The organism is Streptomyces sp. NPDC001514 (assembly GCF_053597075.1).
Window position 1 is genome coordinate 1 of the sequence record NZ_JBSFHO010000009.1, and the last position, 21,980, is coordinate 21,980.

Sequence of the window (21,980 nt, forward strand, 5' to 3'; positions counted from 1 at the left end):
CGTGGTGTGGAGCCTAGACACCTCCACCACACCGGAGGTCTTCGCCATGATCAAGACCCAGCACTGTTAACAACGCTCGTGATCAATACACCTAGAGCCCGGCCGGGCCGCGACTGCCCCTGGGCCTGTCCCTGAGTCCGCATACGGCGAAGGCCCCCACGCATACCGCGCGTGGGGGCCTTCGCCGTCGCTCCGTACGTGTCAGCCCGTACGTGTCAGCCCGTACAGCCCGTACGTGTCAGCGCTCGCGCCCGCGTCGGCGCTTGCGCTCGGCGGCCTTGGACGAGCCGTCCGGCACGAAGGTGCTCAGGATGTCACCGAAGGCGAACATCAGGCTCGCGAGCCCCTTGGCGACCTTGCCCACTACGAACGCCGCCTCTTCCATGATTCCTCCCCGTTGTGCTCCCCCGAGTGCCGTCGGTCCACGGCAGCCATGATCATTCCACGGCAGCCATGATGTTACCCGCCGGTTCGGCGCTGGGTGCCGCGGCTCGTGCCCCAAGGGTCAGTCCCGCGTACACCACAGCGCCGACCACGCCCGACAGGACGAAGCTGCAGTCCACGCCGCCGGTCAGGGCGAGCAGCGGGCCCTCGTAGGACGGGGTCGAGACGGAGAGGAGGCCCACCACCGCGCCGAGTGCCCAGGCCACCGTCGCCCGCGGCTCCCAGCCGGCCCGGAACCAGTAGATGCCGCCCCGGGTGCGCCGGTTGTAGACCTGCAGTGCGTCGGCGTCGTACGCACCGCGACAGCGGACATGTCCGATCAGGGTGATCACGGCCCACGGAGTGCCGATCGCGGTGAGCAGCAGCACGAACGAGGTCATCGCGGACTGTGCGTCCCAGGCGAAGTGGCCGAGGAAGACGAAGCCGGTCGCGATGACGGCGACGATCACGGTCGCCTGGGTGCGGCTGGCCCTGGGGACGATCGCGTCGAGGTCCAGGCCCATGGAGTAGAGCATCAGCCCGGCGTTGCCGACCGAGCCGGCCGCGGCGACGAGCAGCAGGGGTATCAGGTACCAGCGGGGCGACGCGTCGACCAGCGGGCCCGCGTAGTCGAGCGAGGCGCGGGCGGCGAGCGCGGTGAAGGTGCCGAACAGCTGGGGGATCAGCAGACCGGCGAACAGTCCCAGACAGGTCGCCCTGAGCACACTGCGCGGGGCGTGCCGCTGCGGGGAGATGTAGCGGGTGTAGTCGCCGAGCAGGGTGATGAAGGCGATCGGGCCGCTGAGCCCGGCGGCCACGGCGGAGAGCGCCCAGGTCGGCCAGAAGGAGCCCAGCAGATACGGGGTGTCCGGCGGCGCGGCGGTGGTGAGGTCCGGTGCGTACGCCACCAGGCCGATGGCGAGCAGCACGACCATGCCGAGGGCCAGGACCTTGCTCATCCGCAGCAGCAGCCGGTAGCCGAAGACCGCGCCGATCACGGTGAGCGCGGCCAGCAGGGCGTAGACCAGTGCATGGGTCGCGCCGCCCGTTGCCAGGCCGACCATGCGGGCCAGTGTGCCGACCATCACGTCGCCGCCGATCCACAGGGTCAGCGCGGTGTATCCGAGCGACAGCAGGAGGCCGACGATCGAGCCGATGAGCCGTCCGCGGACGCCGAAGAACGCCCCGCTCGACGTGGAGAGGTTGGTCGCCGTGCGCAGTGACACGAGCGCGAGCGGTGCCGTCACGACGACGCCCACGATCGTGCCGGCGACGACCGAGGAGACCGCGCCCCACAGGCCGAGGCCGAAGGAGACCGGCAGCCAGCCGAAGACGATGACCCCGAGGCAGAGGTTGGAGCCGAGAAGGATGGCCAAGAGGTCGCGGGGACCACTGGTCCGTTCCGCTTCGGGGATGGTGTCGACTCCGCGCTGTTCTATCGGCATCGGGCTCTCCCTGGTACGCCGGCAACAATTTGAGTGTTGCTCTATGTGAACCCAGCTCCATGCCGTCGTCAATGCTTTCGACATAGGAAAATGAGGGTTAGAGTGTCGTTCGAACATCTGGAATCGGACTTGGAGATTCCGGTGCGGGTCCACCCACAGGGAGGCGTGGTGACGTGCGACTGACCCCGACCGAGCGCGACCGGCTGCTGCTGTTCGGCGCCGCCGAACTGGCCCGGGCGCGGCGTGCCCGCGGGCTCAAGCTCAATGTCCCCGAGGCGACCGCGCTGATCGCCGACACCGTCTGCGAGGCGGCCCGCGACGGGCGCAGGCTCGCCGAGGCCATCGAAGCGGCCCGCTCCGTCCTCGGCCCCGACGACGTCCTGCCGGGCGTCGCCGATGTCGTCACCGAGGTCCATGTCGAGGCCGTCTTCGACGACGGATCCCGGCTCGCGGTCGTCTCCGACCCCATCGGGGGCGGCGGCCTCGGCGACGAGGCACCCGGCGCCGTCCTGCCCGGCCCCGCGGACCCCGAGCCGGAGCCCGTGGTGCGGCTGATCGTGCGCAACACCGCGACGGTGCCGGTCAGCGTCACCTCCCACTTCCACTTCTTCGAGGCCAATCCGCGTCTCGACTTCGACCGGGCAGCTGCCTACGGCATGCGGCTGTGCGTCCCCGCCGGCTCGTCCGTCCGCTTCGACCCGGGTGGCGAGGCCGAGGTCGGTCTCGTACCGATCGGGGGCGACCGCATCGCCATCGGCTTCGCGGGTCTCGTCGACGGCCCGCTGGACGCCCCCGGCGCCAGGGCGGAGGCCCTGCGCAGGGCCACCGCCTGCGGCTACCTCGGCGTACCGGCCGACCCGGCCACCCCGGCCGACCCGGCACGGACTGTTACGGAGGAGGACCAGTGACCGGCATCGACCCGCACGAGTACGCGAGCGTCCATGGCCCGCGTGCCGGGGACCGCGTCGTCCTCGGCGACTCCGGCCTTGTCGTCCGCGTCGAGTCCGACTCCCAGAAGCCGGGCGACGAGTTCCTCGCGGGCTTCGGCAAGACCGCCCGCGACGGACTCCACCTCAAGGCCTCCGCCGTGCGCGAGACCTGCGACGTCGTCATCAGCAACGTCCTCGTCATCGACGCCGTTCAGGGCATCCGCAAGGTGTCCATCGGTATTCGCGAGGGCCGCATCGCCGGCATCGGACGGGCGGGGAACCCGGACACCCTCGACGGCGTGGACGTCGTCGTCGGCACCGGCACGTCCATCGTCTCCGGCGAGGGCCTCATCGCCACCGCCGGTGCCGTGGACACACACGTCCACCTGCTGTCCCCCCGCATCATGGAAGCCTCCCTCGCATCGGGCGTCACGACGATCATCGGCCAGGAGTTCGGGCCTGTCTGGGGGGTTGGCGTCAACTCGCCATGGGCGCTGAAGCACGCCTTCAACGCCTTCGACGCCTGGCCCGTCAACATCGGCTTCCTCGCCCGCGGTTCGTCGTCCGGCGACGCCCCGCTCGTCGAGGCGCTCGCCGAGGGCGGTGCCTCCGGCTTCAAGGTCCACGAGGACATGGGCGCGCACACCCGCGCGCTCGACACCGCCCTGCGGGTCGCCGAGGAGTACGACGTCCAGGTCGCCCTGCACAGCGACGGCCTCAACGAATGCCTCTCGGTCGAGGACACCCTCAAGGTCCTCGACGGCCGGACGATCCACGCCTTCCACATCGAGGGCTGTGGCGGTGGACACGTACCGAACGTCCTCAGGATGGCGGGGGTGCCGAACGTCATCGGCTCCTCCACCAACCCGACCCTGCCCTTCGGCCGGGACGCGGTCGCCGAGCACTACGGGATGATCGTCTCCGTACACGACCTCAAGACCGACCTGCCCGGCGACGCCGCCATGGCCCGCGACCGCATCCGCGCCGGGACGATGGGCGCCGAGGACGTCCTGCACGATCTCGGCGCGATCGGCATCACTTCCTCCGACGCCCAGGGCATGGGCCGCGCCGGTGAGACCGTGCGCCGCACCTTCGCCATGGCCGGGAAGATGAAGGCCGAGCTCGGCCCCATGGAGGGCGACGGCGCGCACGACGACAACGCGCGCGTGCTGCGCTACATGGCCAAGCTGACCATCAACCCCGCGATCGCCCACGGCCTTGCCCACGAGATCGGCTCCATCGAGAACGGCAAGCTCGCCGACATCGTGCTGTGGAAGCCCCAGTTCTTCGGCGCGAAGCCGCAGCTCGTCCTGAAGGCCGGCTTCCCCGCGTACGGCGTCACCGGCGACCCGAACGCCGCCACCGACACCTGCGAGCCGCTGATCCTCGGCCCGCAGATCGGCGCGCACGGCGCGACCCCGGCGGACATCTCCGTGGCGTTCGTGTCCCAGGCGGCGGCCGCGCTCGGCGACGACAGGATGCCCACGCGGCGCCGCCGCGTGGGAGTACGCGGCACCCGCGGCATCGGCCCCAAGGACCTGCTCCTCAACTCGCGGGTCGGCGACGTGGCCGTCGACGCGCACAGCGGACTGGTCACCCTCGACGGCGATCCGCTCCGCTCGGACCCGGTCGAGTCCATGTCCCTGAACCGCCTCTACTTCCTCTGAGCCCTTCTCCGAGCCCTTCTCCGAGCCCTTCTTCAAGCTCTTCTCCGAGCTCCGACGATCGAGGACTAGTCATGACGTTCCGTATGCCGCCCGAGTGGGCCCCTCACGAGCGCACCTGGATGGCCTGGCCCGGCCCCAATCCGACCTTCACCAACGACGAGGAGCTCGCCGGGGCCCGCGCCGCCTGGGCCGGTGTCGCCCGCGCCGTACGCCGCTTCGAGCCGGTCACCATGGTCGTCGGACCGGGCCAGGTCGAGGGCGCCCGCGAGCTGCTCGGCGCGGACATCGACATCGTGGAGCGCGAGCTCGACGACGCCTGGATGCGCGACATCGGGCCGACCTTCGTCACCGACGGCCAGGGCGGTCTCGCCGCCGTGGACTGGGTCTTCAACGGCTGGGGCGCCCAGGACTGGGCCCGCTGGGAGCACGACTCCAAGATCGCCCGCGATGTCGCGGACCTCGTGGAAGTCCCCGTCCACTCCTCCGGCCTGGTCAACGAGGGCGGCGCCATCCACGTCGACGGCGAGGGCACGGTCCTGCTGACCGACACCGTCCAGCTCGGCGCGGGCCGCAACCCCGAGTGGACCCGCGAGCAGGTCGAGGCCGAGATCCACGCCAAGCTCGGCACCACGAAGGCGATCTGGCTGCCGCACGGCCTCACCGGCGACTACGGCATGTACGGCACCCAGGGTCACGTCGACATCGTCGCGGCCTTCGCCGGGCCGGGCGTCGTCGTCGTCCACAGCCAGCAGAACCCGGCCCACCCGGACTACGAGCGCTCCCGGACGTACGTCGACATCCTCCGCGGGCAGACGGACGCGCGCGGCCGTGCCCTGGAGGTCGTCGAGGTCCCGGCCCCGACGGCCCTCAAGGACGAGGAGGGCGACTGGGTCGACTACTCGTACATCAACCACTACATCTGCAACGGCGGAGTGGTGCTGTGCGCGTTCAACGACCCGAACGACGAGACAGCGGCCGGCATCTTCCGGCGCCTCTTCCCGGACCGGACGGTGACGCTGGTGGACGCGCGCACGATCTTCGCGGGCGGCGGCGGCATCCACTGCATCACGCAGCAGCAGCCGAAGGTCTGAAACCCGTTCGAGGAGGTGGCCGCAGGCGTGACAGCCTGCGGCCGTGCCCATGATCGAGCACGACGGAGGCGGCGCCTACGCGCTCCGGATCCTCTACTCCGTACCGGACGACGCCTGGTATCTGGAGCGCGAGAACCCCGATCGCGCGCCGCTCGACCGTATGACCGAAGACGGTTGGACGGTCACCGACGACGGCGTAGCCGCATCGGGTACAACGTACGAGTGAAACAACTGCTCCCGGAGGCCGCCCTATGACCCCCGCGGCCACCCCCACACCCCGCCGCCGCAACACAGCCCCGCCCCGCGAGGAGCTGCTTGCTGCGGCCATGGCGACGATCGCCGAGCGCGGGCTCGACGGGCTCACCATGGCCGGGCTCGGGCGGGAGGTCGGGATGAGCAGCGGCCACCTGCTCTACTACTTCCGCACCAAGGACGAGCTGCTGCTGCAGACCCTGGAGTGGAGCGAGGGCCGCCTCGGGCACGAGCGCAGTGCGCTGCTGTCCAAGCTGGGCCCCGCGCGCGGGCGGCTCGAGGCGTACGTCGATCTGTACGTCCCCGACGGCCCGCGCGACCCGCACTGGACGCTGTGGCTGGAGGTCTGGAACCGCTCGCAGAACGCCGACGACGACGCCCGTGCCCGCCAGGCCGCGATCGAGGGCGCCTGGCACCGGGACCTCGTCGCGCTGCTCGCCGAAGGCATCTCGCGCGGCGAGTTCCGCGCCGTCGACCCGGACCGCTTCGCCGCCCGCCTGCGGGCCCTGCTCGACGGCTTCAGCGTCCATGTCGCGGTCGGCATACCTGGCACGAGCCGCGAACAAGTCCTGGCTCATGTGCACGAGTTCATCGCGGAGGCGCTGCTTCCGGGCGCGTGAGCCCCCGGCAGCTGGACGGCATTCCATCGGCAGCCCGACGGCATTCCACCGGCAGCCCGTCGGCAGTCCGCCCGCAGTCCGACGGCGTTCCGGGACCGCACGAGCGGCACGGCCTGGCTTGCCTGGCCGCACCGCGTGCACTCCTGGCCGCAAGGGGTGCCCGCATCGTGAGACCTGTGTCCATGCGGGCACACGTATATGGCAGACTGCCATCGTGCTCGCATTCGCCATGATTATCGGCAGCAGCGCGCCGGTCCGCAGTGACCACTGAACGCGGTAGCACCCCCCGCAGCAGTGGCACCGTGCCTCAGACCCGCGCGCAGACCTCTCGCACCCGCGAGGGGTTTTTTCGTTTTGCGGCCCCACCCCGGCCGGAAACGGGACGCGCGAAGATGGGGGCAAGTGGAGCCAGAAGTTCCGGAGCCACTCTTCCGACAGGAGTCACCACGCCATGACCACGACTGACGCCAGGCCCGACGACAGCTTCCATGTCTTCGACACCACCCTGCGCGACGGCGCCCAGCGCGAGGGAATCAACCTGACCGTCGCGGACAAGCTGACGATCGCCCGGCACCTGGACGAGTTCGGCGTGGGCTTCATCGAGGGCGGCTGGCCCGGCGCCAACCCCAGGGACACCGAGTTCTTCGCCCGCGCCCGCGACGAGATCCGGTTCCGGCACGCCCAGCTCGTCGCCTTCGGCGCCACCCGCCGTGCCGGCGGCTCGGCCGCCGAGGACCCGCAGGTCAAGGCGCTGCTCGACTCCGGGGCGCCCGTCATCACGCTGGTCGCGAAGTCCCATGACCGCCATGTCGAGCTCGCCCTGCGCACCACGCTGGACGAGAACGTGGCGATGGTCCGCGACACCGTCTCGTTTCTTCGGGAGCACGGCCGCCGGGTCTTCGTCGACTGCGAGCACTTCTTCGACGGCTACAAGGCCAACCCGGAGTACGCGAAGGCCGTCGTCCGCGCGGCCTCCGAGGCCGGCGCCGACGTCGTCATCCTCTGCGACACCAACGGCGGAATGCTTCCCGCCCAGGTCCAGGCCGTCGTCTCCACCGTCCTGGCCGACACCGGTGCGCGCCTCGGCATCCACGCCCAGGACGACACCGGCTGCGCCGTCGCCAACACCCTCGCCGCCGTCGACGCGGGCGCCACCCACGTCCAGTGCACCGCCAACGGCTACGGCGAGCGCGTCGGCAACGCCAACCTCTTCCCGGTCGTCGCCGCGCTGGAGCTGAAGTACGGCAAGAAGGTGCTGCCCGAGGGCGCGCTCCAGGAGATGACCCGCATCTCGCACGCCATCGCCGAGGTCGTCAACCTGACGCCCTCCACGCACCAGCCCTATGTGGGTGTTTCCGCCTTCGCCCACAAGGCGGGTCTGCACGCCTCCGCCATCAAGGTCGACCCGGACCTGTACCAGCACATCGACCCCGAGCAGGTCGGCAACACCATGCGGATGCTCGTCTCCGACATGGCGGGCCGCGCCTCGATCGAGCTCAAGGGCAAAGAGCTCGGCATCGACCTCGGGGGCGACCGCGAGCTCGTCGGCCGCGTCGTCGAGCGCGTCAAGGAGCGCGAGCTCAAGGGCTACACGTACGAGGCCGCCGACGCCTCCTTCGAGCTGCTGCTCCGGGAGGAGGCGGAGGGCCGGCCGCGCACGTACTTCCGTACGGAGTCGTGGCGCGCGATCGTCGAGGACCGCCCGGACGGCACCCACGCCAACGAGGCCACGGTCAAGCTGTGGGCCAAGGGCGAGCGCATCGTCGCGACCGCCGAGGGCAACGGTCCCGTCAACGCCCTGGACCGGGCGATGCGGGTGGGCCTGGAGCGGATCTACCCCCAGCTGGCCAAGCTCGAGCTGGTCGACTACAAGGTCCGCATCCTCGAAGGCCGCCACGGCACCGAGTCCACGACCCGCGTCCTGATCACGACGAGCGACGGCAGCGGCGATTGGTCGACGGTCGGCGTCGCGGACAACGTGATCGCGGCGTCGTGGCAGGCGCTGGAGGACGCGTACACGTACGGGCTGGTACGGGCGGGGGTCGAGCCGGCGGAGTAGCCCGCGGCGGCCGTACCCCGCGCGGCGCGCCTGCTCAGGCTGAGCCTGCTCAGGTCGCGCTGCTCGGGTCGCGCTGCTCAGCAGGAGTCCTCGGCGAGCTCCTCGAAGGCGTCGCGGGACATGGCCCGGCCGTCCGCCCACACATGGCCGGGCCGGAGTCCCCCGATGTCCGAGGCGCGGAATTCGACGGTCCCCGTGTATTCGTAGTTGAACTCGCCCTTGCCGAAGACGAGCGTGTACGTCAGCTCCGGCTGGAGGCTCTGCTCGCCGACGGGCTTGGCGTCCCAGTCCTCCGGAGGCTCGAAGAGAGGGAAGCCCACGTCTCCTGTGGACCTCTTGGCCGGGGAGCGCCAGCCGGATTCGTTGGGCGGAGTGGCGAGTCGCGGAGAGTGACGACGAGCCCCCACCAGGAACTATGTCCTTATTTGTCCCCCTCGGGTAGCTTCGTGATATGAGGACTAGGCCGTTCACGTGGTTGTCGGCCCTCGCCGGGCTGGCGCTCTTCTTGCTGTTGGCCCTGGCTCCTGGCGTGAGCGCCCGGGCCACGGGCATCCCCGACGCGGCCGAGGCCCTGAAACAAGGCCCCGTCTACGTCGACCCGGGCGCCCGGTCCCAGCTCTCCGAGGCGGACGAAAAGGCCCTCGCGCAGAAGATCGAGGACGCGGACAAGCCCGTGTTCATCGCCGTACTCCCCGCAAGCGCGGCCTTCCCCGCGGACAGCGTCCTACGGGATCTGCGCACCGCGACCGGGATCACCGGACTGTACGGAATCCGCCTCGGTGACCGCTTCGACGCGGGCGCGGACCGCGCCGTGATGCCGGCCAACGCCGTGCAGAACGTCGTGGCCGGAGTGACGACCCCCGGTGTCGACGCCGCCACCCAGCTCAACAACTTCGTCGACCAGGCGCTCCCGACCGTGAACGGCACCGCCCCGGCCACCTGGAGCTCCGGCTCCGACACCGGCGGCGGCTCCACCGGCACGCTGATCGCGCTCGGGACCGTCCTCGTCGCGGGCGGCGCGGGTGCGTACGCCGTCGTCCGCCGCAACCGCCGCAAGCGCGCCGAGGAGGAGCGGGCCGCGCTCGACAAGCTCCGCGTCGTCGTGGACGAGGACATCACCGCGTACGGCGAGGAGCTCGACCGGCTCGACTTCCACCCCTCCGAGCCCGGCGCCGACGACGCGATGCGCGCCGACTACGAACGCGCCCTCGACTCGTACGAAAACGCCAAGTCGGCCATGGCCGCGGCCCAGCATCCGCACGACGTACGCCCGGTCACCGAGGTCCTGGAGGAGGGCCGCTTCTCGCTCGCGGTCCTCGCCGCCCGCCGCGAGGGCACCCCGCTGCCGGAGCGCCGCGCCCCTTGCTTCTTCGACCCGGCCCATGGCCCCTCGACCACAGACAAGACGTGGACCCCGCTCGGCGGCACCTCCCGCGAAGTCCCGGTCTGCGCCACCGACGCGGCCCGCCTTGCGGAGGGCAAGGACCCGCTGGCCCGCCAGGTCGCAACCGACTCCGGTCCCCGCCCCTACTGGGAGGCCGGCCCCGCCTACGGCCCCTGGGCCGGCGGCTACTTCGGCGGCGGCATCCTGCCGGGCCTGCTGGTGGGCACCCTGCTCGGCAGCGCCCTCTCGACCCCGGCGTACGCGGCCGAGTACGGCGGCGGTGACTTCGGCGACTTCAGCGGCGGCGACTTCTCCGGCGGGGACTTCAACGCCTCCGACTTCGGCGGCGGCTTCGGCGGCGGCGACTTCGGCGGTGGCGGTGGCTTCGATGCGGGTGGAGGATTCTGATGCGTACCAAGAAGTGGAACGTCGAGATCGTCATCACCGAGAGCGACCGGACGACCCAGGCCGAGGCCCGTCTTCGCGGTCAGAACTCGGAACTGTTCGTCGGCGAGGGCACGGCCCACCGCAACCGCTCCGACCCGGACGTTCCCCACATCGGCGACGAGCTGGCGGTTGCGCGGGCCCTGAGCGGCGTGAGCCATGAGCTGCTGCACGAGGTGGCGGAGGAGATCGAGACACGGACGGGGGAGCGGGCAGGGAGGCTGCGGGAGGCGTAGACCCGGGCCGCCTCCGAGCTCCGTGCCACGAGTGAGGCGTATCAGTGCGTCACGGCGATCACGGCGGCACATCCGAAGAACGACACGGAGCCGAACGAGGTCAGGACCACATGAGTGGCCGACATATCTCGCCCTTCGAGTGATCACGCGGCCTGAGGCCGCCCGGTGCACGGCAGGCCCGCCTGGGCAGGCGGGCTCTGCCCTGCACGACGTAAGGGCCCTTGATTCGGTTCAGCTGATTCGGTTCAGCTGATTCGGCTCAGCTGATTCGGCTCAGCGCCGGCGGCGCTGCGGACCTGGCTCGTCAGGTCGGCTCCGCGTTCAGTGCTGGTGGCTCGCGTAGTCGATGTAGCCGGCGTTGCCGCCCTGGTACCACGTCTCCCGGTCGGGGGTGTCGCGCAGCGGTACTCCGCTGCGGAGCCGCTCGACCAGGTCGGGGTTGGCGATGTACGCGCGGCCGTAGCTGACCAGGTCCGCGCCCTGGGCGAGCCAGTGCTCGCCGAGGGCCCGGTCGGTCTCCTGCGGGCCGATCTGCCCGCCCGGGTTGACGATGAACGCCTGCGGCCATGCCTTGCGCAGCGCGATGAGTATGTCGTCCTCCGCGGTGGCCAGCACGTGGACGTACGCGAGACCGAGCGGAGCGAGCGCGTCGAGCAGGGCCCCGTACAACTGCGGGACGTCGTCCTCGACCATGTCCCAGACCTGACCGCCGGGGGAGAGCCGGATGCCCACGCGTTCGGCGCCGATGGCGTCCGCGACCGCCTCGGCCACCTCGACGGCGAAACGGATGCGGCCGGTGACGGAACCGCCGTAGGCGTCGGTGCGGTGGTTGGCGCTGGAGGACAGGAACTGCTGGATCAGGTAACCGTTCGCCCCGTGCAGCTCGATGCCGTCGAACCCGGCGTCGATAGCGCGCCGCGCCGCCTCGGCGAAGACCTCCACCTCGCCCTTGACATCGTCGGTCGACAGGGCACGGGGAACAGGCGCGGGCAGCAGACCCTTGGCACCCGTGAAGAGCTCGGCCTTCAGGGCGATCGCGGACGGTGCGACGGGGTGGTGGCCGACGGTCTCCGGATGCCCGACCCGCCCGGCGTGCATGAGCTGGGCGAAGATCCTCCCGCCGTTGGCATGCACCGCGGCGGTCACCGGCCGCCACGCGGCGACCTGCTCATCACTGTGCAGGCCAGGGGTGTTGGGGTTCGACTGACCCTGCAGGCTCGGCTGTACCCCTTCACTGACGATCAGCCCGGCGGTGGCGCGCTGGGCGTAGTAGATCGCTGCCGTGTCGCCGGGTATTCCGTCCGTGGTCGCCCGCGCGCGGGTCATCGGGGCCATGACGACGCGGTTCGGCAGCCGGAGGTGTCCGAGCTGGTAGCTGGAAAACAAGCTGGTCACAGTCCGTTCCTTCGCTCTGGAGGGGATGTGGTGGCTGTTCGCGGGCTACGCTAAAACCTGACGTTGACGTCAGAGGCAAGTCGTGTGGTCCGGGTCACCAGGAGGCACTGTGCGCATCGGCGAGCTCGCCACCAGAGCGGGTGTGAGCGTGCGGGCACTGCGGTACTACGAGGAGCAGAAGCTGCTGTCCTCGGTACGCAGCCCCAGCGGGCAGAGGCACTATCCGGACAGCGCGGTCGAACGCGTCCTGCTGATTCAGCAGCTGTACGCCGCAGGGCTGTCGAGCAGGACGATTCTGGGACTGATGCCGTGCATCGAGACCGGTGAGGTGCACCCCGCCCTACTGGAGCGGCTGTCGGCCGAGCGGGACCGCATCGATGAACAGATCGGCAATCTGGTGAGCGCCCGTGACAAGCTCGACGAGCTCATCGCCTCGGCCACGAGCGACTCTTAGCCTGGGGCGCCTGCAGAACGGGACGCCGTCAGATGTGCCCGAGGACGTTCACCACTCGGCCGTTCGGATCCCGTACGAAGAACCGCCGTACGCCCCATTCCTCGTCCTGCAGCGGATGCACGATCTCGGCGCCGCGTGCGGTCATGGCCGCGTAGGCGGCGTCGACGTCGTCCACCTCGATGCTCATGTCCGGGACGACGGGCGCGGTCTTGTCGCCGGTGAAGAACGTGATCTGGGCGGTGGGGTTCTCGGGAGAGGCGAGGGTCATGACCCAGCCGTGGTTCATGACCTCCTCGAAGCCGAGGGCGCCGTAGAACTCCCGGCTCTGGTCCATGGCTTGCGAGGTGATGTCGGGCACGACGCGACGCACGGACATGATGGCCTCAGCGCTCGGAGAGGAAGGCCGCCCAGGTGGCGGGGGAGACGGTGAGGACGGGACCGTCCGGGTTCTTGGAGTCGCGGATGTGGACGGCGGTGGGGTGGGCGGCCACCTCGACGCAGTCGCCGCCTTCGTCGCCGCTGTAGCTGGACTTGAACCAGTTGAGGTCTGCTGCGCGGGTCATGTCTCTCCTAGCAGGGTGTCCAGTAGGCGGATGCTCTCTGCGGGCGAGAGCGCCTGCGAACGCAGCATCCCATATTTCTGTTGGAACACACTGACCTCATCTGGGTCGTCGACGAGGAAGCTGACCCGCTGTCCCTCGATGTATGCCAGATGGTCGTGATCGGGCGTCTCCAGGAGCACAAGGGGGCCGTTGAGGCCGGCGTGCACCTCCTGGCACGTCGGCATGATCTGCAGGCCAAGGAAGGGGAGTTCGGCGCAGCGGCGGAGGTGCTGATTCTGTACGCGGAGGACATCTCGGCCCCCAATGGGTCGGTACAGGATGGACTCCTCCAGGAGGAAGTTCGCCATTGGGCGGGGCTTCCGCGCGAAGACCCGCTGACGGTCCAGTCGGGCCTGGACCCACTCCTCCAACTGGTCTTCATCCAGCGGTGGGTAGAGGCAGGAGAAGACCGCACGCGCGTACTCCTCGGTCTGAAGCAGGCCGGGCACCGCCTGGGTCTGGTACGAGAGCAGCGTCACCGCCTCCTGCTCGTGCTCCACGAAGTCCTGCGCGAACGCCGGAAACCGCTCCCTCTCCGGCACCTTCTCCACGGCGATCTGCAATGCCCGCTTCGTACCGAGCAGATCGTCCAGCGCGACCGCCAGATCCAGCTTCAGCGGTCTGCGGCCCTGCTCGATCGACGCGATCGTGTCCTCGCCCACACAGAACCGGGCTGCCAGCGCGGCCTGTGTCATGCGGGCCTCCTTGCGGAAGCCCGCGAGTTGGGCGCCGATCACATGCCAGGAGGTGACCTTCTTGTTGCGCTTCGCTGGGTGCATGAGGCTGCCTTTCCCCGTCACAAGCCGCCGACGACCCGTCACGAGCCGTACAAATCAGCTGTACGACCTGACGCACTGATCCACGATAGTGACGCACTGTGACAGTGGGCGCATGAACGACGAAACCCAACCCCCCTTCCACCGTGCCGCCTTCTACCGGCGCGAACGCCGATCCGTCCCCGCTGCCCGGGAGTTCGCCGCGCAGGCGCTCGCCGACTGGGGTGTCATCGGGCGCACCGACGACGTACTGCTCTGCGTGAGCGAGCTGGCGACGAACGCACTCGTGCACGGCGTTCCGCCCGGGCGTGGGTTCAGGCTCCATATGGGCCTCGACGGGATGCTGCGCGTGGAGGTGCACGACAGTGGCGACGGCGAGGTCCGGGTGTCGGCGTCGGCTCCGGTGCCGGACGCCGATGCGGAGTCGGGGCGCGGGCTGCTGCTCGTCGAGGCGCTCGCGGACAAGTGGGGAGTCGGTGAACGGAGCCCCGGAAAGATCGTGTGGTGCGAGTTCACCGACGCTCTTCGCTCCGTTCAGTGATGCAACGGGCCCGAAGCGTAATCGATATGGCGTGAACCGTTCTTGAGTCGACCCGGCAGCGGGCAAAAGACTTCTCGTGTGCCAGGGGGACGGGCGCCCGGACGGGCTCCGCGGCACAACCGACCCACGTTCACCATGTGAGGAGGCCACCGCATGCCCGACGCCGGCGCTCGAGACGCCGCGTACCCCATCACGCTGACCGATGGCACCACCACCCGGACCCGGGAGGTGACCCCCGCCGACCTCGGACCGATCCAGGCGCTGCACCGCCGTTGCTCGCCGGGGAGCCGGGCCCTGCGCTATCACGCGGGCAAGCCCGAGCTGTCTCCGGCCGGATGGCGCGTGCTGTCGGATCCGCAGCGCGGCACCACCTTGGTCACCACCACGGCACAGTGCACGGATCACATCATCGCCATGACCAACGTCATGCGTACCGATCAGCAGGGGGTGGGCGAACTCGCCGTACTGATCGAGGACGCATGGCAGTTCAAGGGGCTGGGCACCGCACTCGCCGCGCATGCGGCCGATGTGGCGCGCCGGGACGGGCACCACACCCTGACCGCTGCGGTCGCCGCGGAGAATGCGCCGATGCTCCACGTTCTGGAGAGCCTGGATGCGCCGCCCGCCCGAGCCGCGGGACCCGTTCTGGACATCCGGATACCGCTGTAGCCAGTTGCCCGAACGCCTGCGGACACGAACGCCCGAGCGCCCGCCGCTCCTGTGGGGGTGGTGGAGTGGCGGGCGCGCTCAGAGGGTGGTGCTCCCTTGTGGGGAGCGGAGGGGACCCGGTGATCAGGCGGCAGCCTTGATCGCCGAGATGTCGAAGTTGAGCTTCACCTTGTCGCTGACCATCACACCGCCGGTCTCCAGCGCCGCGTTCCACGTCAGGCCCCAGTTGGAGCGCAGGATCTCCGCGCTGCCCTCGAAGCCGATGCGCTCGTTGCCGTAGACGTCGGTCGCCGTGCCGTTGAACTCCAGGTCGATGGAGAGCGGGCGGGTGACGTCCTTGATGGTGAGGTCGCCGGTGATGCGGTACTTGTCACCGCCGAGCTGCTCGGCCTGCGTGGAGCGGAAGGACATGACCGGGAACGTCTCGGCGTCGAAGAAGTCGCCGCTGCGCAGGTGGCCGTCGCGGTCGGCGATGCCGGTGTCGATGCTGGCGATCTTGATGTCGATGACGGCGGTGGAGGCACCCGGGTCGGAGCCGTCGAGACGCAGCGTCCCCTCGTGGTCGCTGAAGGAGCCGCGGACGTTGGTGACCATGGCGTGGCGGACCGTGAAGCCGATGCTGCTGTGGGCCGGGTCGATGGTGTATTCGCCGGTCAGGGCGGCGAGCGCCGGGTCCACCTTGGCCGGGGCGGCGGCGACGGCGGTCTGGTTCTTGCGGTTGAACAGGCCCATGACTACTCCTTGGGGGTGTTTACGGCCGGTCGGGTGGAGTGACCTTCCCGGCCACTCGTTGAATCTTCAACGAGCACTACCGTAGACCTATTCCGTTAAACATTCAACATCTTCGGCTCGGATCTTCCCGGATTCACCCGAATGACACTGCGGCCCTCTGGCGGACGCGCGTAGACCTCGGGCACCATCTCCTTGCTCCACCTGCACACCCGTCCCATCGGAAGTACGGGCACCAGCACCAGCACCGTCATCAGTCAGCACGGTCAGCACGGTCAGCAGGAGGGAACCCCCGACATGAAGCTCCGCTCGCTCATCACTGCGCTTGCGCTCGTCCTGGGCGCACTGTTCGCCCCCGGATTCGGTGTCGTCACCGGCGCCACCGACGCGCACGCCGTCACCAAGATCAGCCACGCCACCGCGACGTCGATGTTCAGATCGTCCGGAATCACCTGGTCCTCGTCCGGCGGCTGCTCGGACAGGAACAACCCGACCTGTACCTCCTTCGAGCAGCTCAACCTCGCCACCGCGAAGGGCGCCCAGACCCTCAAGAGCGCAAGCGGCTGCGCGCTCAACATCACCGGCGGTACGGAGACAGGGCACGCCAGCGGGACGTACTCGCACTGGAACGGCTACAAGCTCGACTACAGCAAGTACACGTGCGTCGGGAACTACATCAAGAACAACTTCACGTACATCGGCCTGCGGGGTGACGGCGCCCCGCAGTGGAAGTCCGGGTCCGGGAACATCTATGCGGACGAGGGCAACCACTGGGACGTTCTGTACTACAACTGCGGCGGCTGCTGAGTCGTAGGGAGGCGTCAGGAGAACGGGTGCCCCGGCCTGCTGGGGCGGGGCACCCTCACTTGCTCGGTCAGGACTCGGCTCAGGAGCCGACCGTCACCGTGAAGCGCCGCGGATTCCCGTCGTGCGCCGCGCCCGAGACGTCGGGCTGCCCGTCCGGGCGGACGTCGTCGTACGGGAAGGCGTAACCGATCGGCGTGTTCGCGTGCACCACACGCGAGAAGTGGTTGGTCACGGGGTCGCGGTAGTAGTCGGCCGCGGTGAGGCCGTTCGGCTGGTCCGGGTGCGTCAGCATGAGGCTGCGGTTGAAGCCGGCGGCGAGACGGGCCAGCAGGCCCTTCTTGTCGTCCGGGTCGCCGGGGTTGTTGGCGAAGGGTCCGTGGTTGCAGGTGAAGACGTCCTTCGAGGTGGGCCTGGTGAACGTGTGGCCCCCGTCGAAGGTGAGGACGTCGCCGCTCACCCTCCCGGTGCGCACGCCGAGCCCGCCCTGAAGGTCGATGTGCAGGTCGGTGGTGCGGTACTTCTGCCACACCTGGTCGATGTAGCTGTCGAAGACGTCCCGGAACGGCATCTCGGCAGGTCGGTCGAAGTACGGCGCCATCAGGTTCTGCGGCGAGATCACCCGCAGTACGTCGCCGCCCGGGCCGCGGATCACCAGTTTGTCCCACGGCTGCCCGTCCCTGCCCGCCTGTGCGGTCAGGTCGTCGGCGATGCGCTGCAGCGCGCCCGACGGCAGCGGGGCGACCGTGTGTGTCGCATCACCGGTGAGCGTGATGCCGATGGGCAGGGCCGTGACGAGATCGACGTAGCTGATGTTGGCGAAGAGCTGCTGCGGATCGAAGGTGAACTCGCAGAACGACCACGTACGGCCGTAGTTGGGGTCGGCGGGCGTCGCGAAAGCCGGCTCGACCAGCGAGGGGCCGGGGTTCAGGAAGAAGTCCAGCTTGTCGTCGCGTACGAAGTAGACGCGGGCGCCGTACATCTGGGGGAGCGTCAGGACGACGGGCCCTGAGCCGGCGGGACGTAGCGGAATCGCGCAGTCGACGGGGAGCGGGGTCTGGGGCGCCGACGGGGACTCGGGTCGGTACACCCTGCCGTCGGCGCGGAGCAGCGCCCAGCGGCCGGTGGTCTGCTCGTGACCGGTGACGTACGCGTGCACCGTACCCGGCAACGACCGGTTCTCCAGGGCGAGTTCACAGGTGGGTGGCGCGGCCGAAGCGCGGCTGCCGAGGGTCAGTGCTGTGGCCGCCGACGCGGTCGCTGCGGCGGCGGACGTGAGGAAGAGTCGTCGCGAAAGCACGAGAGCACTCCTGTGGGGGTGTGGGGGTGTGGGGGGTATGGGGTTGTGGGGGGGGCCCGGGGGCGGAGTTCGAAAGGTGGGGGTGCCGACCACTCTCGTGGCGCGTTCGGGAGGCGTCAACACTTGTGACTGAGAGCGCTCTCAAAAGTTTCTGACGTTCACAAGCCGACGCCTGCGTCCCCGACTTGGACTTACCGAACACGGTTGTTGGACTGGGCGCGCCCCTCGCGTACGACTTCGTTGACGGTGCCGTCGCGCCCCGGCTACCCAGTCCCCATGTCGTTCACCAAGAGATCTTGGGCCGCGGGCGTGGTCGCCGCCGCGACGGCCGCCGCGCTCATAGCGCCGACCGGGCCCGCCGTCGCCGCCCCGGACTCCGGAGACGGGCCCGCAGTGCTCACGTCCGGCCAGCTCGCCGTCGCCGTCGCCGACGACTTCCCGCGCGTGCTGTCGTACACCGACCGCGCCACCGGCGCCCGCCTCCTCGGCAGCACCCGTCCGGTCACCGAGGTCACGATCAACGGCACCGCGCAGCCGGTGCAGCTGAAGGCCACCCCCGTCGTGCGGGACGCGAGCGCCGCATACACGCTCACCTTCCCCGGCCTCCCCGGCGTCGAGATCGACGCGACGCTCTCCGTGTCCGGCCGGGCCACCACCTTCAAGGTGACGGCCGTCCGTGACACCGAGGACTTCCGCGTCGGGACCATCGACATCCCTGGGCACGACCTGGTCTCGGTCGGGAGTACGGACACGGGGGCCGCGACCGCGTTCACGAAGCTCGACCCCGACTCGACCAGGACCGCCGACGTCTTCGGCACGGTCACGGACGCGTCGGCCGCCGAAGCCGCCGCCGTCGGAGCCTCGTACGCCATCGTCAACACGGCCGTCCTCGCCGCCGCGGTCGAGTCGAACTCCAGCTACGACAAGCCCTCAGGCGCCACGAACGGTGACGACGCCCGCTTCTGGCACCAGGCCCGCAAGGCCGAGGACGGCAGCGTCCGGGTCGGGGTGTGGTCCGGGCAGTGGACCTACCGCGGCGCCGGGGCCCCGCAGCCCGAGAGCGGCAAGGACCTGCCCTGGGCCAAGGTCGTCGTCACGCCCGATGCCAACGGCGACGGGAAGACCGACTGGCAGGACGGCGCCGTGGCCTTCCGGAGCATCGGCGTCACCGCGCCCGGCAGCAAGGACACCCCCGACCGCGTCGTCACCCACATCCCCTTCAACTTCGCGAGCCAGGCCACCCACCCCTTCCTGCGCACCCTCGACGACGTCAAGCGGATCTCGCTCGCCACGGACGGTCTCGGGCAGCTCGCCGTCCTCAAGGGGTACGGCTCCGAAGGCCACGACTCCGCCCACCCCGACTACGGCGGCAACTACAACAGGCGCGCGGGCGGGCTCGCCGACCTCAACAAGCTGCTGGCGAGCGGCAAGAAGTGGGGCGCGACCTTCGGCGTGCACGTCAACGCCACCGAGTCGTACCCGGAGGCCAAGAACTTCAGCGAGACCCTCGTCGACAAGACCAAGCCCGGCTGGAACTGGCTCAACCAGAGCTACTACATCGACCAGCGGCGGGACATCAACAGCGGTGATCTCGCCCGGCGCTTCCAGCAGCTGCGCGACGAGACCGACCGCAATCTCGGCTTCCTCTACATCGACGTCTACTACACGCACGGCTGGATCGCCGACAAGACCGTCCAGGCGGTGCAGGCGCAGGGCTGGAACGTCGGCACCGAGTGGGCCGACAAGTTCGAGCGGGCGTCCCTGTGGTCGCACTGGGCCAATGACCTCGACTACGGCGGCGCCACCAACAAGGGACTGAACTCGCAGATCATCCGGTTCATCCGGAACGGTGAGAAGGACGTCTGGAACAACCACCCCGTCCTCGGGCAGACCGCACTCGAGGACTTCGAGGGCTGGACCGGCGAGACCGACTGGAACGCCTTCTACGCCAACATCTGGGAGAGGAACCTCCCCGCCAAGTTCCTCCAGCAGCAGACGATCACCCGCTGGGACGGGAACGACATCACACTCACGGGCGGTCTGCGCGGCACCGTCGAGGACGGGCGGCGCACGTTCTACGACCACGGGCGCAAGGTCCTCGACGGAGACCGCTATCTGCTGCCGTGGGACGGCGGGAAGAAGCTGTACCACTACAACAAGGCGGGCGGTACGAGCAGTTGGGCCGCGCCGGGCGACGCGTCGTACACCGTCTACAAACTCACCGACAACGGACGCGTGAAGACCGGCACCGTACGCCCCGTCGGCGGCCGTATCACCTTGAGCGCCGAGGCCGGGCAGCCGTACGTCCTCTACCCGGACCAGGCGCCCGCGCCGCAGGACCCGCAGTGGGGCGAGGGCACCCCCGTCCACGACCCCGGCTTCAACGACGCCGGGCTGAGCGACTGGTCGAAGACCGGCACCGTCGCCCGCACGACCGACGACCAGGGCCGCAACTCCGCCCGGCTCAGCGGCCCCGCCGCGGCCTCGCTCTCCCAGCGGATCACCGGCCTGGAGGCGGGCAAGCAGTACACCGCGTCCGCGTGGATCGAGGTCGAGCCGGGCAAATCGCGGCATACGGCGCTCTCCGCCGGGGGGAAGTCCGTCGCCGTCGAGCGCTCCACCGCCAGGAACGAGGTCGCCGCCTCCGACCTGCACTCCACCCGTTTCCAGCGCGCCAAGGTGAACTTCACCGCCCCGGCCGGCGGCGCGGTGACTCTGCGGATCGATGCCGCGAAGGGATCGCCGGCGGCGGTACGGGTCGATGACGTACGGGTCGTCGCCAACGCGCCCGCGACGAAGCCAGGGGCTCTCGTGTACGAGGACTTCGAGGCCGTCGACCAGGGCTGGGGGCCGTTCCTCAAGGGCGACGCGGGCGGAGTGACGGACCCGCGCACCCATGTGAGCCAGCTGCACGCCCCGTACACCCAGGCCGGCTGGAACGGAAAGCTCATCGACGACGTGCTCGGCGGCTCGGAGTCCCTCAAGGCCCACGACGAGAACACCGGGCTCGTCTACCGGACCGCTCCCTGGACCGTGCCGATGACGAACGGGCACAGCTACAAGGTCGAGTACGACTACCAGTCGAGCCATGCGGGCGCCTACGAGTGGGTCGCCGCTTACGACCGGGCGGCCGGCGGCTCCGTCGAGACCCGTCGTACGCCCATCGGACAGCAGCGCACCACCCGGCACTTCACCGAGACCGTCACCGCGGGCTGCGGCGACACCTGGACCGGGCTGCGCAAGCGCGCAGACGCTCCGGAGGGGGCGGACTTCGTCCTCGACGGGTTCACGGTGACCGACCTCGGCCCGGCCGCCCAGGCGCCCGCCTGCGGCACGCTGAGCGTGGACGCGGCGGCCGAGACGCTGGAGCCGGGGGTGGGGAACGAGGTCAAGGCCGTCTTCACCAACGACGAGGCGACGGCCGCCACCGAAGTCTCGCTCGCCCTGACCCTGCCCGCCGGCTGGACCGCTGAGCCCGAAGGAACCGTGTCCTTCGACTCCGTCGCCGCCGGCGCCAAGGCCACCGCCACCTGGCAGGTCACCCCGCCCGTCGACGCCCCGTACCAGACGTACCAGGTGGGTTCGAAGGCCACGTACAAGGTCGGCGGCTCGGCGCGGAGCCTCGAGGCCGCCACCTCCGTACGGACCCTCCCGCCGCCGCCCACCGCCGACGCCTGGGCGAGCGACCTCGACTGGACCGCCGCCGAGAACGGCTGGGGGCCGGTCGAGCGGGACAGCTCCAACGGCGAGACGGGCACCGGTGACGGAAGCCCGCTGAAGATCGGGGGAGTGGCGTACGCCAAGGGCCTCGGCACCCACGCCCCGGCCAAGGTCCGCTACTACCTGGGCGGCAGGTGCACCTCCTTCACGGCGGAGGTGGGCGTGGACGACGTCCAGACGTCGCGCGGCAGCGTGCGGTTCAGCGTGACCGCCGACGGTACGGAGAAGGTCGCGTCGCCCGTGCTGAAGGCCGCCGACGCCGCGTGGAGCCTGAGCGCGGACGTCACCGGCGCGAAGTACGTCGAGCTCGTCGTCGGTGACGGCGGCGACGGGAACGGCAACGATCACGCCGACTGGGGGAGTGCGCGCTTCCACTGCGCGCCCTGAGACCGGGGGAGTGCTCGTCCCCGCACTCGAACAGGGTGCGGGGACGAGCGTGC

At 69.9% G+C, this 21,980-nt stretch carries 22 protein-coding genes; 13 read left to right on the forward strand and 9 right to left on the reverse strand.

What is annotated here, in order from left to right; all coding sequences use genetic code 11:
- Positions 1-238: 238 nt before the first annotated feature.
- A complete protein-coding gene (locus tag ACWCXB_RS12100) occupies positions 239-385 on the reverse strand; it encodes a hypothetical protein (protein WP_450721753.1) in 147 nt (48 codons plus the stop codon).
- A 52-nt stretch (positions 386-437) separates the two neighbouring features.
- Positions 438-1,868, reverse strand: coding sequence for a cytosine permease (locus tag ACWCXB_RS12105; RefSeq protein ID WP_450721755.1), 1,431 nt, complete (start codon positions 1,866-1,868; stop codon positions 438-440).
- Between the two features lie 173 nt (positions 1,869-2,041).
- Here ACWCXB_RS12105 and ureA point away from each other — a divergent pair, with 173 nt between their 5' ends.
- The 6 genes from ureA (at position 2,042) to cimA (ending at position 8,486) form a co-directional block, all read left to right on the forward strand.
- On the forward strand, positions 2,042-2,776 hold the full coding sequence (gene ureA, locus ACWCXB_RS12110; RefSeq protein ID WP_450721757.1) for an urease subunit gamma: 735 nt from the start codon (positions 2,042-2,044) through the stop codon (positions 2,774-2,776).
- Between the two features lie 5 nt (positions 2,777-2,781).
- Positions 2,782-4,464: an urease subunit alpha gene (locus ACWCXB_RS12115; protein WP_450722078.1), complete on the forward strand. Its 1,683-nt coding sequence runs from the start codon at positions 2,782-2,784 to the stop codon at positions 4,462-4,464.
- Positions 4,465-4,535: 71 nt separating this feature from the next.
- Complete coding sequence (locus ACWCXB_RS12120) at positions 4,536-5,555, forward strand: agmatine deiminase family protein (protein ID WP_450721759.1); 1,020 nt, start codon at positions 4,536-4,538, stop codon at positions 5,553-5,555.
- Positions 5,556-5,598: 43 nt separating this feature from the next.
- Positions 5,599-5,781, forward strand: a complete 183-nt coding sequence (locus ACWCXB_RS12125; RefSeq protein WP_450721761.1) for a hypothetical protein — start codon at positions 5,599-5,601, stop codon at positions 5,779-5,781.
- Positions 5,782-5,806: 25 nt separating this feature from the next.
- On the forward strand, positions 5,807-6,427 hold the full coding sequence (locus ACWCXB_RS12130; protein WP_450721763.1) for a TetR/AcrR family transcriptional regulator: 621 nt from the start codon (positions 5,807-5,809) through the stop codon (positions 6,425-6,427).
- A gap of 451 nt (positions 6,428-6,878) precedes the next feature.
- Positions 6,879-8,486 carry a citramalate synthase gene (gene cimA, locus ACWCXB_RS12135; protein ID WP_450721765.1) on the forward strand — a complete coding sequence of 536 codons (1,608 nt, stop codon included), beginning with the start codon at positions 6,879-6,881 and terminating at the stop codon, positions 8,484-8,486.
- A 77-nt stretch (positions 8,487-8,563) separates the two neighbouring features.
- Here the strand turns inward: cimA and ACWCXB_RS12140 are convergent, their stop codons facing one another.
- Positions 8,564-8,806, reverse strand: a complete 243-nt coding sequence (locus ACWCXB_RS12140) for a hypothetical protein (RefSeq protein WP_450721767.1) — start codon at positions 8,804-8,806, stop codon at positions 8,564-8,566.
- A gap of 131 nt (positions 8,807-8,937) precedes the next feature.
- Here ACWCXB_RS12140 and ACWCXB_RS12145 point away from each other — a divergent pair, with 131 nt between their 5' ends.
- Together ACWCXB_RS12145 and ACWCXB_RS12150 are read left to right on the forward strand one after the other, a co-directional pair.
- Positions 8,938-10,278: a hypothetical protein gene (locus ACWCXB_RS12145; protein WP_450721769.1), complete on the forward strand. Its 1,341-nt coding sequence runs from the start codon at positions 8,938-8,940 to the stop codon at positions 10,276-10,278.
- On the forward strand, positions 10,278-10,550 hold the full coding sequence (locus tag ACWCXB_RS12150; protein ID WP_450721771.1) for a DUF1876 domain-containing protein: 273 nt from the start codon (positions 10,278-10,280) through the stop codon (positions 10,548-10,550). The genes ACWCXB_RS12145 and ACWCXB_RS12150 overlap by 1 nt, the downstream gene beginning before the upstream one ends.
- 321 nt (positions 10,551-10,871) lie before the next feature.
- Here ACWCXB_RS12150 and ACWCXB_RS12155 read toward each other — a convergent pair whose 3' ends face one another.
- Positions 10,872-11,945 (reverse strand): alkene reductase, encoded by a 1,074-nt coding sequence (locus ACWCXB_RS12155; RefSeq protein WP_450721773.1) that lies wholly within the window; start codon positions 11,943-11,945, stop codon positions 10,872-10,874.
- A gap of 109 nt (positions 11,946-12,054) precedes the next feature.
- Here ACWCXB_RS12155 and ACWCXB_RS12160 point away from each other — a divergent pair, with 109 nt between their 5' ends.
- The gene (locus tag ACWCXB_RS12160; protein WP_450721775.1) at positions 12,055-12,399 is read left to right on the forward strand and encodes a MerR family transcriptional regulator; all 345 of its coding nucleotides are present in this window, start codon (positions 12,055-12,057) and stop codon (positions 12,397-12,399) included.
- A gap of 28 nt (positions 12,400-12,427) precedes the next feature.
- Here the strand turns inward: ACWCXB_RS12160 and ACWCXB_RS12165 are convergent, their stop codons facing one another.
- From ACWCXB_RS12165 to ACWCXB_RS12175, 3 genes are read right to left on the reverse strand one after another with little or no spacing between them, the layout of a single operon-like run.
- A complete protein-coding gene (locus tag ACWCXB_RS12165; RefSeq protein WP_450721777.1) occupies positions 12,428-12,775 on the reverse strand; it encodes a VOC family protein in 348 nt (115 codons plus the stop codon).
- 7 nt (positions 12,776-12,782) lie between these two features.
- Positions 12,783-12,962, reverse strand: coding sequence for a DUF397 domain-containing protein (locus tag ACWCXB_RS12170; RefSeq protein ID WP_450721779.1), 180 nt, complete (start codon positions 12,960-12,962; stop codon positions 12,783-12,785).
- Positions 12,959-13,780, reverse strand: coding sequence for a helix-turn-helix domain-containing protein (locus tag ACWCXB_RS12175; protein ID WP_450721781.1), 822 nt, complete (start codon positions 13,778-13,780; stop codon positions 12,959-12,961). Before ACWCXB_RS12175 ends, ACWCXB_RS12170 begins: the two co-directional genes overlap by 4 nt.
- Before the next feature lie 112 nt (positions 13,781-13,892).
- Between ACWCXB_RS12175 and ACWCXB_RS12180 the strand changes: the two genes are divergently transcribed.
- Positions 13,893-14,318, forward strand: a complete 426-nt coding sequence (locus ACWCXB_RS12180) for an ATP-binding protein (protein ID WP_450721783.1) — start codon at positions 13,893-13,895, stop codon at positions 14,316-14,318.
- 153 nt (positions 14,319-14,471) lie between these two features.
- Complete coding sequence (locus ACWCXB_RS12185) at positions 14,472-14,987, forward strand: N-acetyltransferase family protein (protein ID WP_450721785.1); 516 nt, start codon at positions 14,472-14,474, stop codon at positions 14,985-14,987.
- A 123-nt stretch (positions 14,988-15,110) separates the two neighbouring features.
- Here the strand turns inward: ACWCXB_RS12185 and ACWCXB_RS12190 are convergent, their stop codons facing one another.
- On the reverse strand, positions 15,111-15,719 hold the full coding sequence (locus ACWCXB_RS12190; protein ID WP_450721787.1) for a YceI family protein: 609 nt from the start codon (positions 15,717-15,719) through the stop codon (positions 15,111-15,113).
- A gap of 294 nt (positions 15,720-16,013) precedes the next feature.
- Here ACWCXB_RS12190 and ACWCXB_RS12195 point away from each other — a divergent pair, with 294 nt between their 5' ends.
- Entirely contained in the window at positions 16,014-16,523 is a 510-nt protein-coding gene (locus tag ACWCXB_RS12195; protein WP_450721789.1) for a hypothetical protein, read from the forward strand.
- Positions 16,524-16,602: 79 nt separating this feature from the next.
- Here ACWCXB_RS12195 and ACWCXB_RS12200 read toward each other — a convergent pair whose 3' ends face one another.
- Positions 16,603-17,820, reverse strand: a complete 1,218-nt coding sequence (locus ACWCXB_RS12200; protein WP_450721791.1) for a glycoside hydrolase family 64 protein — start codon at positions 17,818-17,820, stop codon at positions 16,603-16,605.
- Between the two features lie 276 nt (positions 17,821-18,096).
- Between ACWCXB_RS12200 and ACWCXB_RS12205 the strand changes: the two genes are divergently transcribed.
- Positions 18,097-21,927, forward strand: a complete 3,831-nt coding sequence (locus tag ACWCXB_RS12205; protein ID WP_450721793.1) for an endo-alpha-N-acetylgalactosaminidase family protein — start codon at positions 18,097-18,099, stop codon at positions 21,925-21,927.
- Positions 21,928-21,980 lie beyond the last annotated feature (53 nt).

Coding starts and splice junctions, on each gene's coding strand:
- ACWCXB_RS12145 (WP_450721769.1), top strand. CDS start 8,938: ATGAGGACTAGGCCGTTCACGTGGTTGTCGGCCCTCGCCGGGCTGGCG.
- ACWCXB_RS12175 (WP_450721781.1), bottom strand. CDS start 13,780: ATGCACCCAGCGAAGCGCAACAAGAAGGTCACCTCCTGGCATGTGATC.
- ACWCXB_RS12100 (WP_450721753.1), bottom strand. CDS start 385: ATGGAAGAGGCGGCGTTCGTAGTGGGCAAGGTCGCCAAGGGGCTCGCG.
- ACWCXB_RS12120 (WP_450721759.1), top strand. CDS start 4,536: ATGACGTTCCGTATGCCGCCCGAGTGGGCCCCTCACGAGCGCACCTGG.
- ACWCXB_RS12205 (WP_450721793.1), top strand. CDS start 18,097: ATGTCGTTCACCAAGAGATCTTGGGCCGCGGGCGTGGTCGCCGCCGCG.
- ACWCXB_RS12150 (WP_450721771.1), top strand. CDS start 10,278: ATGCGTACCAAGAAGTGGAACGTCGAGATCGTCATCACCGAGAGCGAC.
- ACWCXB_RS12105 (WP_450721755.1), bottom strand. CDS start 1,868: ATGCCGATAGAACAGCGCGGAGTCGACACCATCCCCGAAGCGGAACGG.
- ACWCXB_RS12165 (WP_450721777.1), bottom strand. CDS start 12,775: ATGTCCGTGCGTCGCGTCGTGCCCGACATCACCTCGCAAGCCATGGAC.
- ACWCXB_RS12170 (WP_450721779.1), bottom strand. CDS start 12,962: ATGACCCGCGCAGCAGACCTCAACTGGTTCAAGTCCAGCTACAGCGGC.
- cimA (WP_450721765.1), top strand. CDS start 6,879: ATGACCACGACTGACGCCAGGCCCGACGACAGCTTCCATGTCTTCGAC.
- ACWCXB_RS12130 (WP_450721763.1), top strand. CDS start 5,807: ATGACCCCCGCGGCCACCCCCACACCCCGCCGCCGCAACACAGCCCCG.
- ACWCXB_RS12180 (WP_450721783.1), top strand. CDS start 13,893: ATGAACGACGAAACCCAACCCCCCTTCCACCGTGCCGCCTTCTACCGG.
- ACWCXB_RS12190 (WP_450721787.1), bottom strand. CDS start 15,719: ATGGGCCTGTTCAACCGCAAGAACCAGACCGCCGTCGCCGCCGCCCCG.
- ACWCXB_RS12185 (WP_450721785.1), top strand. CDS start 14,472: ATGCCCGACGCCGGCGCTCGAGACGCCGCGTACCCCATCACGCTGACC.
- ACWCXB_RS12195 (WP_450721789.1), top strand. CDS start 16,014: ATGAAGCTCCGCTCGCTCATCACTGCGCTTGCGCTCGTCCTGGGCGCA.